10 protein-coding genes and 2 pseudogenes are annotated in these 12,795 nt (G+C 69.7%); 8 read left to right on the plus strand and 4 right to left on the minus strand.

Annotation, left to right across the window (positions count from 1 at the left end; translation table 11 throughout):
- The first annotated feature begins 69 nt into the window (after positions 1 to 69).
- From RJ05_RS29630 to lnt, 7 genes and pseudogenes are all read left to right on the plus strand, one after another.
- A complete protein-coding gene (locus RJ05_RS29630; protein WP_138445558.1) occupies positions 70 to 1,314 on the plus strand; it encodes a hypothetical protein in 1,245 nt (414 codons plus the stop codon).
- Between the two features lie 71 nt (positions 1,315 to 1,385).
- The gene (locus tag RJ05_RS27695) at positions 1,386 to 2,795 is read left to right on the plus strand and encodes an MBL fold metallo-hydrolase (RefSeq protein ID WP_036542718.1); all 1,410 of its coding nucleotides are present in this window, start codon (positions 1,386 to 1,388) and stop codon (positions 2,793 to 2,795) included.
- Between the two features lie 100 nt (positions 2,796 to 2,895).
- Positions 2,896 to 3,150, plus strand: a pseudogene (locus tag RJ05_RS32600) (rhodanese-like domain-containing protein); the annotation flags it as partial.
- A 112-nt stretch (positions 3,151 to 3,262) separates the two neighbouring features.
- On the plus strand, positions 3,263 to 3,496 hold the full coding sequence (locus RJ05_RS32605; protein ID WP_218871006.1) for a YgaP-like transmembrane domain: 234 nt from the start codon (positions 3,263 to 3,265) through the stop codon (positions 3,494 to 3,496).
- 121 nt (positions 3,497 to 3,617) lie between these two features.
- Positions 3,618 to 4,511, plus strand: coding sequence for a sulfite exporter TauE/SafE family protein (locus RJ05_RS27705; protein WP_036542721.1), 894 nt, complete (start codon positions 3,618 to 3,620; stop codon positions 4,509 to 4,511).
- Between the two features lie 54 nt (positions 4,512 to 4,565).
- Positions 4,566 to 4,931, plus strand: coding sequence for a thioredoxin (gene trxA, locus RJ05_RS27710; RefSeq protein WP_036542724.1), 366 nt, complete (start codon positions 4,566 to 4,568; stop codon positions 4,929 to 4,931).
- A 78-nt stretch (positions 4,932 to 5,009) separates the two neighbouring features.
- Positions 5,010 to 6,656, plus strand: coding sequence for an apolipoprotein N-acyltransferase (gene lnt, locus RJ05_RS27715; protein WP_211357605.1), 1,647 nt, complete (start codon positions 5,010 to 5,012; stop codon positions 6,654 to 6,656).
- 164 nt (positions 6,657 to 6,820) lie between these two features.
- Here the strand turns inward: lnt and RJ05_RS32610 are convergent, their stop codons facing one another.
- The 3 genes and pseudogenes from RJ05_RS32610 to RJ05_RS32620 form a co-directional block, all read right to left on the minus strand.
- Positions 6,821 to 7,288, minus strand: coding sequence for a hypothetical protein (locus RJ05_RS32610; RefSeq protein WP_187326295.1), 468 nt, complete (start codon positions 7,286 to 7,288; stop codon positions 6,821 to 6,823).
- A 46-nt stretch (positions 7,289 to 7,334) separates the two neighbouring features.
- Positions 7,335 to 7,535: pseudogene (locus RJ05_RS32615) on the minus strand (DNA cytosine methyltransferase); the annotation flags it as partial.
- Positions 7,536 to 7,550: 15 nt separating this feature from the next.
- Positions 7,551 to 7,709: a DNA cytosine methyltransferase gene (locus RJ05_RS32620; protein WP_187326294.1), complete on the minus strand. Its 159-nt coding sequence runs from the start codon at positions 7,707 to 7,709 to the stop codon at positions 7,551 to 7,553.
- Between the two features lie 314 nt (positions 7,710 to 8,023).
- Between RJ05_RS32620 and mobF the strand changes: the two genes are divergently transcribed.
- Positions 8,024 to 11,590, plus strand: coding sequence for a MobF family relaxase (mobF, locus tag RJ05_RS27735; RefSeq protein WP_036542730.1), 3,567 nt, complete (start codon positions 8,024 to 8,026; stop codon positions 11,588 to 11,590).
- A 22-nt stretch (positions 11,591 to 11,612) separates the two neighbouring features.
- Here mobF and dprA read toward each other — a convergent pair whose 3' ends face one another.
- The gene (dprA, locus tag RJ05_RS27740; protein ID WP_036542732.1) at positions 11,613 to 12,617 is read right to left on the minus strand and encodes a DNA-processing protein DprA; all 1,005 of its coding nucleotides are present in this window, start codon (positions 12,615 to 12,617) and stop codon (positions 11,613 to 11,615) included.
- Positions 12,618 to 12,795 lie beyond the last annotated feature (178 nt).

A 12,795-nucleotide genomic window follows, 5' to 3' on the forward strand; every position in this document is an offset into this window, starting at 1 on the left:
CTGGGCCAGACGCCGCCGTACCCACGCTCGCGCTGACGCCCAGGCGGGCGAGCACCGCGCGGAACAGTCATGACGCCGCGCCGGGGACGCTCCAGCCTTGCCCTCGCCGCCGTGGCCGCGCTGCTGGTGACCGGCTGCGGGGCATCCGAGCCCGAGCCCGTAAGAGACCCCTACCCGGTCGATGGGTCGCTACCCGTGGTGGACACCTCGGGCTTGCAGCTGCCGACGCCGTTCGAGGAGCTGGAGGTCGTGGACCCCGGGTGGGACATCACTCCTCAGTACGCGGACGGGGTGTACCTGGCCGCCGGTGAACGCGACGGTGTGCTGGAGTTCACCGCCGTGGACGTCTACGGGGACGTGCTGTGGGCCGCGCAACGTCCAGCGAGCTGCACCGGGTTCGTCGTGACCACCGACGCGCACGGCCGAGCCCTCGCGATCCTGGGCGACCTCCAGATCACGGCCGATGCCCTGGCCGCGACGACTGCCACCGCCTACGACCTGACGACCGGGGAACAGGTCTGGGGTCCGGTCGAGGTGCCCGGCCCCTACCAAGGCCCCGGCCTGGTCTTCGCCGCACCTCCCGATGGCTTCATGGGCGAGACCGGCCCACGCGTCGCGCTCGATCCCACCACCGGAGACGTCGCGGCCGACGAGTCGAGCCCTGAAGGTATCCGCATCATCGGCGAGTACCACGGCATCGTGCTGCTCACCCACGAGGACGCTCTGATCGCGCGCGACACGGCCGACGATCACGAGCTCTGGCGCATCCCCCTCGCCGAGCACGGCTGGACAGCGGCGTCCATCAGCGCGTCCCTGCGCCCTGAACCGGGAGACGGGCTCGCGCTCATCGCCACCTCCGAGACCACCGGCGCGCTCCTCAACCTGGATCAGGGCAGCATCGTGAGCAGCACCGCCCGCGACGCCGCCGTAGACCCCACCACGGGGACCCTCGTCACCCTGGACGACACCGGCCTGCACGGCTACGACGCCGACGACCGACCGCTGTGGTCCCTGCCTGTTGCCGCCGAGACCACCATCGCCGCGATCGGCGGCGTCTTCCTCTACCTGCGAGAGGACGGGGCGATCCGGGTCCACAACGTCCTCACCGGCGATGTCGCCCAAGCCTACGAACCCGACGGCCAAGGACCGATCATCGTGCCCACCCACATCACCATCAACGGCGCTGCACTCCTCCTCCAGGAACGACGGCACCTGGTGGCGACGATCGCTGAGTCCCCTCTGAACGAGTCCTTCCCGACGTCCAGCCACGCGGGCATGTCGATCGTGGGCGCTCGGGTCGCAGACTCGACTTGAAATACCCCAGGGGGTATGAGACGGTAAAAATACCCCCCAGGGTATCGATGACATCGACGGAAGGATGAACAGTGCTCCTCGAACGCATCTACGACGAGGACCTGGCGCAGGCCGGGTACTTCATCGGCTGCCAGGCCAAGGGCGAGGCGGTGGTGATCGACGCGCGCCGCGACATCGCGGACTACCTGGCGCTCGCGGCCAAGCACGGCATGCGGATCGTCGCAGTGACCGAGACCCACATCCACGCTGACTACCTGTCCGGGACCCGCGAGCTGGCTGCGGCGGTCGGCGCCGAGGTCTACGTCTCCGGCGAGGGCGGCGCGGACTGGCAGTACGGGTTCGACGCCCGGCGTCTGTACGACCGCGACACGATCACGATCGGCAACATCACGATCCAGGCCCGGCACACGCCTGGTCACACTCCTGAGCACCTGGTGTTCCTGGTCACCGACGGCGCCTTCGCCAGCGAGCCCGGCTACCTCATCTCCGGCGACTTCGTGTTCGCCGGGGACCTGGGCCGCCCCGACCTGCTGGACGAGGCCGCGGGCGGGGTCGACACCCGCTTCGAGGGCGCGCGGCAACTGTTCACCAGCTTGCGTGAGGTGTTCCTGACCTTGCCGGATCACGTCCAGGTCCACCCGGGGCACGGCTCCGGCAGTGCGTGCGGCAAGGCGCTCGGCGCGCTGCCCTCGACCACGGTCGGCTACGAACGCGCGAACGCCTGGTGGTCGCGCCACCTGGCTGCCGACGACGAGCAGGGGTTCATCGAGGAGCTGCTCGACGGGCAGCCCGACGCGCACGCCTACTTCGCGAGGATGAAGAAGCAGAACCGCGAGGGTCCCGCCGTGCTGGGCGAGCGCGGCCCGGTGCCCGAGCTGGCCGTAGCGGAGGTGGCGCGGCGGCTGGAGGCCGACGAGATCACCTTCGTCGACACCCGCCCGCCGGCGCAGGCCCATCAGGGCACCGTTGCCGGCTCGCTCAACATCCCCGACGGCTCCAAGACCGCCACCTATGCCGCCTGGGCCTACGATCCCGAGGCCGACTCGCGTCCGCTGGTGCTGCTGGCCGAGGACCAGACCGCCGCCCAGGCGATCGCGGATCGGCTGCTGCGGGTCGGCATCGACCAGACCGCCGGCTACGTCACCACCATCGACGGGCTTCCCCGGTTCGTCCCGCCCCTCATCGAGCCGGCAGAGCTGGCAGGTTTCGATGCCGCGCTGCTGCTGGACGTGCGCCAGCGCGGCGAGTACGCCGCCGGGCACATCCCCGGCGCCACACAGCTCAGCGCCGCACGCGTCCTCTGGCACCAAGACGAGCTGCCGCGCTCCGGCACGATCGTGACCTATTGCCAGTCCGGGATGCGGAACACCGTCGCCGCGAGTGCCCTACGACGCGCCGGGCACGCCGTCGTCGAGCTCGACGGCAGCTATAACGCCTGGCGCGCATGGCAGGAGACCACCAGCGAGACCGCGCTGGCCTGACGCACAGCAGAACGATCGCATCCTCCGACGGGCGGTCGGCCCCAGCCCCTTCCATTCGCATCTCCGCTGCCCGCGGCCAGACCTGACGAGGAACCACCCCATGACCGATCCCTCCGCCGAGCTCCGAACGCTCACCGCCGAGGAGCTCGCCCAGTGGCGTCAGCTCCACGACGACCTCACGATCATCGACGTGCGGTCCCCGGCCGAGTTCGAGACCCTCCACATTCACGGCTCGTACAACGTCCCGCTGCCGCTGCTGACCGAACACGCCTCGGATCTGGCAGAGCGGCTCGGGCACCGCGCGGTACTCGTGTGCCAGTCCGGCAACCGCGCCACCCAGGCCCAGCAGCATCTCGCTGCCGCCGGCGTGCGGACGGCCAACGTGCTCACCGGCGGCGTGCCCGCCTTCGAGGCCGCTGGCGGCCAGGTGGTCCGCAGCGCAGCTCGCTGGGACATCGAGCGCCAGGGTGCGGTTCACGGCCGGGCTGATCGTCCTGGTGAGCCTGCTCGTGGCCGAGTTCCTCTGGCCGGAGTCCCGGTTCATCGCGTTCGCGCTCAGCGCCGGGCTCGTCGTCGCGGCGCTCACCGGCTCCTGCCTGATGGGCCGCATCCTCTCCCGCATGCCCTGGAACAAGGTCACGGCCAGCCCCACCGCACGGAGCGCGATCGCATCCATCCCGGTCGCGACCCAGGAACTGTGATGCCCTGGCGTGCTCCGACGTTCCGACGGCGTTCAACTGCAACGACCCCGCATCTAGGACCGGCATCGGCACGGTCGGCGTCACGACCCGCAGCACCAACCACGATGCCCGGTGAGCACGAGTGAGCGGCACCCTGATCCTCACCCTCGTGCTCGCCGTGGGTGTCGGGCTCGCGCTAGGGACGCTCGGCGGTGGCGGGTCGATCCTGACCGTCCCGCTGCTCACCTACATCGCGGGCATGCCCCCGAAAGAGGCCATCGCGGCCTCGCTGCTGATCGTCGGCGTGACCTCGTTGTCCAGCCTCGTCGTGCACGCCCGGCACCGTCGAGTCCGATGGCGCACCGGGCTCATCTTCGGAGCCGCTGGCATGGTGGGCGCCTTCGCCGGAGGACTCATCGGAGGCCAGCTCCCCGGTGCCGTGCTGATGGTGGCCTTCGCGATCATGATGATCGCCACCGCGATCGCGATGGTCACCAGAAAGCCCAGGCGCGACACCGACCAACCCACGGCCGATGCCGGGACCGAGCGCGCCCACTCGCTGCCGATGCTGCGGACCATGCTCGAAGGCATCGTCGTCGGCCTCATCACCGGGATCGTCGGCGCCGGCGGCGGCTTCCTCGTCGTCCCCGCCCTCGTGCTGCTGGGCGGCCTCAGCATGCCGGTGGCCGTGGGCACCTCACTGCTGGTGATCGCGATGAAGTCCTTCGCCGGACTCGCCGGCTACCTGACCACGGTGACCCTCGACTGGCCCCTGGTGGCCGCGGTCACTGCGATGGCCGTGCTCGGAGCGCTCCTCGGTGCGCGCCTGTCAGGACGCATACCAGCCGACGCCCTCCAGAAGGTCTTCGGCGTCTTCGTCCTGCTCACCGGAACGCTCGTGCTCGTGATCGAGCTGCCGCCGGCCTGGGCGATCGCCGCCGGAGGCCTCGGACTCATCACGGTGGTCCTCGTCCTCGTCTGCCGGCTGACCGCTCTCAACTGTCCCTTCGGCCTAGCCCGGCCGACCCCGGGCTGAACCACTTCACCTCACAACACACCGTCGCCGACCAGACTCCGGAGCCCCACCCTCATGACAACCATCGACCTCACCGAAGACGCATTCTCAGCCGCCATCACCGACCATCCCATCGTGCTGGTCGACTTCTGGGCCGCCTGGTGCGGACCATGCCGCAGCTTCGCCCCCGTCTTCGAGGCCGCGTCCACCGAGCATCCCGACATCCTGTTCGCCAAGGTCGACACCGAGGCCCAGGCATCCCTGGCCGCCGCCGCACAGATCACCTCCATCCCCACGCTGATGGGCTTCAAAGACGGCGTCCTGGTCTACTCCCAGCCCGGAGCGCTCCCGGCCAAAGCGCTCCACGACCTGATCGGCAAAATCCGCGACCTCGACATGGACCACGTGCGCGCGCAAATGCAGGCGTCCGACCCTCGCTAGAACAGGGAGCGCATCATTTCCGGGCTCAGAGTCGAGACATCGGCCGACACGCGGACGCGGGCGTCCGAGACTGCGCCCTTGCCGCTATGGGCCGCGATGCCAGTCGCCGGCGTGGCCGGGCTCGCGATGGATGCGGCGTTCCCCGCACTCGGGTGGTGGCCGCTGGCGTTCGTCTCGGTGACGTTGTCCCTGGTCACTCTCATCGGGCGACGGTCCTGGGGGGCGCTGCTGGTCGGGACAGTCTTCGGCGCAGCGTTCTGGTTTCCTCACGTGTCCTGGTCGGCGCAGTTTCTCGGGGAGCATCCGCTGAGCTGGGTCCCGTGGGTGGCCCTGGCTGGCGCGCTGACGATCTACACGGCTGTGCTGACGGTGCCGATCGCCCTCGCCTACCGATGGCTGCCGCGCCGGCGCAACGCCTTCGCGATGCGGCTGCTGGCGCTGCCGCTGCTGGTAGCGGGAGCCTGGACGATCCGCGAACTCATCATGGGCTCCTGGCCCTACGGCGGATTCCCGTGGGGACGGGTGGCGATGAGCCAATCGGAAAGCCCGATCGCTCCGGTCGCGTCATGGGTCGGCGTCTCCGGCCTGGGCTTCCTGATGGTCGCCGTGTGCGCCGCCGCGATCGAAGCAGTCCGTTGGATCGTGCGCGCGCAACCGGCACGCGGTAACGCCACCGAGCACCCGAGAACACCTCTCGCCTCGTGGGCGGCGTCGATCCCCGTGCTCGGTCTCGCAGCGGTGATGGTCCTGGTGCCGCAGTTCCCGACCAGTCACGCGGGCACCATCCGGGTGGGCGCTGTGCAGGGCAACGGCCCCGCCGCGTACGTCGATGAGCACGAACCGGGCGCGGTCCTGGAATCTCAGCTCGCCGCTTCCGCCCCTCTCGAAGACGAACAGGTCGACATCGTGCTCTGGCCCGAGGGCGGCGTCGACAGTGATCCCCTCGCCGACGAGGCCACCGCTCACGCGCTCGACGATGCAGCCGCCCGATACGACGCCCCGATCCTGCTCAACGCCGCCGCGGCAGACGGCCACCTCGTCTACAACACTTCCGTCCTCTGGACCTCGAACGGGCCGACGGCCGCGCACGCCAAACGCCATCCCGTCCCCTTCGGCGAGTACGTGCCCGACCGGTGGTTCTACGGCGCGCTCGTGCCCAGCCTGGTAGACCTCCTAGAACGCGAGTACGCCGCCGGCGTCGACACACCCGCCATCGAGGTCGACGGCGTAGAGGTGGGACTGGCGATCTGCTTCGACGTGGCCTTCGATGACGTCATTCACGAAGGCGCGCACAGCGGTGCCCAGGTGCTCATGTTCCAGACGAACAACGCCGACTTTCGCGACACCGATGAACACCTGCAACAGCTTGCGTTCGCGCGCATGCGCGCCATCGAGACCGGCCGCAGCGTCGTCAACCTCTCCACCACCGGCACCAGCCAGGTACTCGCCCCGAACGGCGCCACGCTGGCCGCACTAGCCGCGGACGAACCCGGACTCATGATCGCCGACCTTGAGCTCCGGGACGGGCTCACCGCCGCCGTCATGTTGGCGCAGTCGATCAATACGCTGATCGTCTCAGGCACTCTCGCCGGCTTTCTCGTCCTCGCCTTCCTCCTCCTGCGAGACCGTGCATCCTCGCGACACCATCGGGTGCTGGACTCCAGCCTACGAAGCAGCATCGGCCTGCACGAGTGCGCCGACGCGCATCGCCGAGAGCGCTTGTAGCGGAAGAACGCCGTTGCCGAGCGCAGCGATCTGCTGATTAGCCGTGAGTTGATGGATCGGATCAGTGATCCAACCACTGGGGAGACCCATCAACCACTCCACGAACTCGGGCGACGGCCGCGGTCCACTAGTCCTGTCTAGCAGCGCTGGCGCGATTCGTCCTGTCACATGCTCCCATCGGGCGATGGCGCGGGCGTAGCGTCCCCAGCGGCGAAGATGTCCTCGATCAGGAACCACAGCATCTCGGGTTCGCTGCTCTTGCTCTGCAAGCCAGCCGGCCCGTTTAGCGCGAGGTCGATGATCTGATGCGAGAGCGCGATCGTCCCCCGCCTCGCCCTCACCTGTTCCAGTGACTCGCCGCCACGAGTCGAGTCCGTGGCGAGCGGCGTCCTGAACAGTGCCCCGGCTGCGGGCGAGGATGAAGACGCGAAGCCTGGGATGAGGAGCGCCGACAAGGGACGCTGGTAGGCCGATCCATTGCGTGTCATACCGCAGGTCGGCCAGATCGCCGAGTACGGCGCCGACTGCCCGGAGAGGTCGAGCTGCGAGGTCTCCCAGACCCCACGGGTCGGGTTCCACTTCGCGAAGGGCTGCATCGCCGGGGGTTGCGTGGTCGGGATTGCTTTGCGCATCGTCGTCTTCTTCTAGGGGTGCGCGGACGGCGGGTGAGGACAGCAGGCCGCGCACGTTCTCGATGACGACGAGCTGGGGTTGCAGCGCGTCGATCGCGGCGGCCATGTACGACCAGAGCCCGGAGCGGGTGCCGGGCGCGAGGCCGGCGCGCTTGCCCACGGTCGAGACGTCCTGGCAGGGGAAGCCTCCACAGAGAACATCGACCGGCTCGACGGTGCGCCAGTCGATGGTGGTGATGTCGCCCAGGTTGGGGGCGTCGGGTCAGTGGTGGGCGAAGATGCGGGAGACGTGTTCGTTGTTCTCGGAGAACCAGATCGTCTCGCCATCCAAGGCGTGTTCGACGGCGAGGTCGAGACCGCCGTACCCGGAGAACAGTGATCCGACCCTGAGTGGGCGAGTCCGGTCGTGAGGGTCGTGCATGAGGGCTCCGGTTGACGGGTGATCCCGGTCGGACTTCACGCATGAGGTCACCACCGGGCTGGTCAGCGACCAGGTGCGCGACCACTCGAACCGCCACCGCTTGCCTCGTCGCCGATGCCGTGACCCGCGCGCGGCGCACCACCCCCGCGTACTTCGGAATCCGTGACTCAGGCGGCGCCGCCAGCTCTCGTTCGCCGGCCCACCGAGCCATCACACGTCTTTCAGACGAGGCCGTTTCGGGCTTTGTCGCATCTGATGCGACCGGTCTCGCGGGCTCACCTGCTCTCCGAGCGCGGCCGGAAGGAGCAGCCGAGGTGACGGTTTCGATGCGCGTGATGAGCGCGGGCGATGGATACAAGTACCTGTTGAAGTCCATCGCCGCGGGCGACGGCGACCGGAGCCTGAGCACGCCGCTGACCCGCTACTACGCGGAGGCGGGCACGCCGCCGGGCTTCTGGATGGGCTCGGGGCTGGGTCGTCTCGGGCACGGCGACCTGGTCGAGGGAGGGCAGGTCTCTGAAGCTCAGCTCGCGCTGTTGGTCGGGATGGGCCATGACCCGATCACGGGCGAGCCGCTGGGCCGCGCCTACCAGCAGTTCGCGTCGATCACCGAGCGGATCAAGCAGCGCGTCGACGCCCTCGACCCCGAGTTGGGGCCGGCGACTCGAGCGCAGGAAGTGGCCGCGATCGAGGCGGAGGAAGCCGAGCGCGGCACCCGCCGCGCAGTAGCCGGTTACGACTTCACATTCAGCGTGCCCAAGTCAGTCTCCACGATCTGGGCGGTCGCGGACGCCGGCACCCAAGCCCTGATCGCGGACGCCCATCATGCGGCGGTTGCAGAGCTGGTTGCGTTCCTCGAACGCGAGGTTGCCGCAACCCGCGTCGGTGCAACCGGGCCGGACGGCGCGGTTGCGCACGTCGACGTCGCCGGTGTCGTGGCCGCGGCATTCGATCACTACGACAGCCGTGCGGGCGACCCGCAGTTGCACACCCACGTCGTCGTCAGCAACAAGGTCCTGACCGTGCAGGACGGCCGCTGGCGGACCCTCGCCGGCCGGCCGATGCACTCCGTGGTCGTCGCAGTCTCCGAGCTCTACAACGCCGCGCTGGCCGACCAGCTCACCCGCGTCCTCGGCGTCGAATGGGAAGCACGCGAACGGGGCAGGGACCGGAACCCGGCATGGGAAATCGAGGGCGTGCCCGACGAGCTGGTGACCGAGTTCTCCACCCGGTCCCGACACATCGAGGCCGAGAAAGACCGCCTCATCGCCGGGTACGTCGCCAAGCACGGCAGGCAGCCCTCCGCGCGAACGGTGCTGAAACTTCGGGCGCAGGCGACGCTCGCCACGAGGCCGGAGAAGCAGGTCCGGTCGCTGGCCGACCTCACCGCCGAGTGGCGGCAGCGCGCCGGCCGGGTGCTGCGCCGGGACGCGAACGGCTGGGCGCGCACGTTCACCGCATCCACCGCAGACGCACCGCGGCGGGTGCTGCGCGCCGACGACGTGCCGCTGGATGTGGTGCGCGAGGTCGGGCAGACCGTGATGGAGACGGTGGGCGAGAAGCGTTCGACCTGGACCCGCTGGAACCTGCATGCCGAAGCATCCCGGCAGTTGATGGGGTGGCGGTTCGCCAGCATCCAGGACCGGGAGGCGATCACCGGGCTCGTGGTCGATGCCGCCGAGCACGCTTCGCTGCGGCTGACGCCGCCGGAGCTGGCGTCCAGCCCGTTGCAGTTCCGCCGCGTGGACGGCACCTCTCGGTTCCGGCCGCACGCCTCGACCCTGTTCTCATCCGAAGTCCTGCTGGCCGCCGAAGACCGACTCCTGGCGCGTGCCGCCACAACGGCCGGGCCGGTGGTGCCGTTGGAGACGGTTGAGAGGATCGCCCGCAAGCCCGACGCACGCGGCCGGGTGCTCGGCGAGGATCAGGCCGCGGCCCTTGCCGCGATCGCGGTCTCCGGTCGGGTCGTGGACGTGCTGGTCGGCCCGGCTGGGGCCGGGAAGACGACGGCGATGAACGGGCTCCGCAGGGCGTGGGAGAAGGAGCACGGCACAGGGTCGGTGATCGGGCTCGCCCCCTCGGCGGTCGCCGCGCAGGTCCTCGCCGATGACCTCGGCATCGCCACGGAGAACACGGCGAAGTGGTGGCAGAACCACCTCATGTACGGGACTACGTTCACGGCCGGGCAGCTCGTCATCATCGACGAGGCGAGCCTGGCCGGCACGATGTCGTTGGATCGGCTCACCCACGAAGCCGAGAAGGCCGGCGCGAAAGTCCTCCTGGTCGGCGACTGGGGCCAGCTCCAATCACCCGGCGCCGGCGGCAGTTTCGCCATGCTCGTGCACGCCCGCGATGACGCCCCCGAGCTGACCGATCTGCACCGCTTCACCAACGAATGGGAGAAGACCACCTCGCTCCAGCTACGCCACGGCCGTGCCGAGGCGATCGACGCCCTGATCGAGCACGGCCGGATCACCGGCGGCGACGAGGAAGCGATGATCGACGCCGCCTACACAGAATGGCGGGCCGATCTTGCCGCCGGGCGGGCGTCGATCCTGGTGACCGAGACCCACGCGACCGTCACCGAGCTGAACGCCAGAGCGCGGGCGGATCGGATCATCGACGGCACCGTAAACCCGACCCGCGAACTGCCGCTGCGCGACGGCACCGCGGTCTCCGAGGGCGATCTGGTCATCACCCGCGAGAACGACCGGCGGCTCCGCAACGGCCGAACCTGGGTCCGCAACGGCTCCCGCTGGACCGTCACCGGAGTTCGCGAGGACGGGTCGGTCATCATCCGCCCGGCCGGGCGCAGGTTCGGCGGCGGGATCGTCCTGCCGGCCGACTATGTGGCCGAGCACCTGGACCTCGGCTACGCGATCACCGCGCACCGCGCCCAGGGCGTCACCACCGACACCGCGCACGCGGTCGTCACCGCCACCACGACGCGGGAGAACTTCTACGTCTCCATGACCCGCGGCGCCCACAGCAACCACGCCTATGTCACCGTCGACCGAGAGGACGCAGAACACGCGGTGCCGCATCCCGGAGACAACCCGAACGTCACCGCTCGCTCGATCCTCTACGGCGTGTTGCAGCACATCGGCGCCGAGCTGTCTGCGCACGAGACGGTCGCTGCCGAGCAGGACCGCTGGGGCTCGATCGCGCAGCTCGCGGCCGAGTACGACACGATCGCGCAAGCCGCCCAGCACGACCGCTGGGCGACCTTGCTCGCCGCGTCCGGGATCACCGCCGAGCAGATCGAAGACGTGCTCGGCTCCGACGCCTACGGCGCGCTGTCGGCCGAGCTGCGTCACGCCGAGGCCAACCACCACGACCTCGACGCGCTGCTCCCGCGGCTGGTCGCCGCGCGGAGTCTGGACGATGCCGATGACATCGCCTCCGTCCTGCACGCCCGCGTGGCACGCGCCACCGCCCGGCCCGCCGGATCAGGCCGCACCCGCAAGGCCCCGAGGCTGATCGTCGGACTGATCCCGCACGCCGGCGGGCAGATGGCAGACGACATGCGGCGAGCCCTGGACGAGCGCCGCGAGCTGATCGAAGGCCGCGCCGACGCCGTGCTCCGCGGCTACCTCACCGATGAGGAGCCGTGGACGGCCGACCTCGGCGCGGCTCCGAGGGGCGACAAGCAGAAGGCGGCGTGGTGGCGTGCCGCTCGCACCGTCGCCGCCTACCGCGACCGCTACGGCATCACCGACGACCGGACCCCGCTCGGCCCGACGCCGGAGAGCACCAGCCAGAAGATCGACGCCATCCGCGCCCGCGCCGCCCTCAACCGCGCCCAGGCGATCGCTCACGAAGGCACGACGGCTGATGCGGTGCGGCCAGCGACCACATCACGCCCCGCACCGAGCTTGTGAACCCGTCCAGCGAGGGCGGCCGTCAGAGAGAGCGCCCCGGCGTGCCCGGCGACGGGTGCCGGTGCCCGAACTCGCGTCCGACCTCGGGCCGCGTCACAGTCCGGTCCGGGGTTCTGTCGGCGTCGAGTAGGTCGATCACGTCGCTGGGCTGGGTGACGAGCGAGGCGAAGCCTTGCTTGATGAGTTCGTTCGGCCCCGCGCTCGCGACGCTGGTCACCGGGCCGGGCACCGCACCGACGCCCCGGCTGAGTTCGCGTGCGGCGATGACAGTGGTCATCGACCCGGACCGAGGACCGGCCTCGGGGATCACGGTCGCACCCGAGAGCGCCGCCAGCAGGCGGTTGCGGGCCAGGAACCTGTGTCTGGTCGGTGCGGCTCCCGGCGGCAGCTCGCTCACCAGCAAGCCGACATCCCCAATGCGATTCAGCAGCTCGCTGTGCCCGGCCGGGTAGGGGCGGTCCAACCCGCCGGCCAGAACGGCGATCGTCTGACCGCTCGCGGCAAGCACGCTCTTGTGCGCGGCCCCTTCGATCCCATAGGCGCCACCGGAGACGACGACCCGTTCCTCATCGGCAAGACCCGCCGCCAGCTCGCCCGCGACCTGCTCTCCATAGGCGGTCGCAGCGCGAGCGCCCGTGATCGTGGCCCGATCGCTCAGCGCCGTCATCAAGAACGAGACCGCACCGCGAGTCCACAGCAGGTACGGCGCACGATCGCTCAGGTCGTTCAGGCCGGCGGGCCATTCCTTGTCGGCGGGGATGAGCGTGCCGAATCCATGCCGCTCCGCCTGAGCCATCTGATCCAGCAGGCCGGGTGTGACCCGCGCCGTCAGTCGTTCGCGCCACATCAGTGTGTCGGCGCGTGCCAGGCCGGGCACTTCGTCGTCGGACTCGATCAGCCGCAGCGTCTCGACCCCGCCGTGACGGGCCAGGACGTACCCCGTGATCGGGTCGTTCGGCTCGGCGATCATCGACAACGCGACCCGCGCCATCCGCTCACCCTGCACCTGCTCCGCCAACGTGGCCATGATCGGTGTCCTCTCGCTCCAAGGTCACCGACGAGGTACACGCCCGCCTGCCGATGGGGTTCCCTCTGCCATAGGACAGTCGTAAACTCGGTAGCGAGGCAGGTTCAGCAAACTATGCGGGTCCTTCGGGACGGCCCTTCGCGGGCACTCGGTTCATAGCCGCCTCCACGACGGAACA

Origin of the sequence: Nocardia cyriacigeorgica NBRC 100375 (assembly GCF_000308555.1) — a bacterium.
Taxonomy (GTDB): domain Bacteria; phylum Actinomycetota; class Actinomycetes; order Mycobacteriales; family Mycobacteriaceae; genus Nocardia; species Nocardia cyriacigeorgica.

Bases quoted from the DNA above. Each gene is read 5' to 3' on its own strand.
- RJ05_RS29630 (WP_138445558.1), top strand. From the start codon at position 70: ATGACGCCGCGCCGGGGACGCTCCAGCCTTGCCCTCGCCGCCGTGGCC.
- trxA (WP_036542724.1), top strand. From the start codon at position 4,566: ATGACAACCATCGACCTCACCGAAGACGCATTCTCAGCCGCCATCACC.
- RJ05_RS32610 (WP_187326295.1), bottom strand. From the start codon at position 7,288: ATGCGCAAAGCAATCCCGACCACGCAACCCCCGGCGATGCAGCCCTTC.
- RJ05_RS32620 (WP_187326294.1), bottom strand. From the start codon at position 7,709: ATGCACGACCCTCACGACCGGACTCGCCCACTCAGGGTCGGATCACTG.
- dprA (WP_036542732.1), bottom strand. From the start codon at position 12,617: ATGGCCACGTTGGCGGAGCAGGTGCAGGGTGAGCGGATGGCGCGGGTC.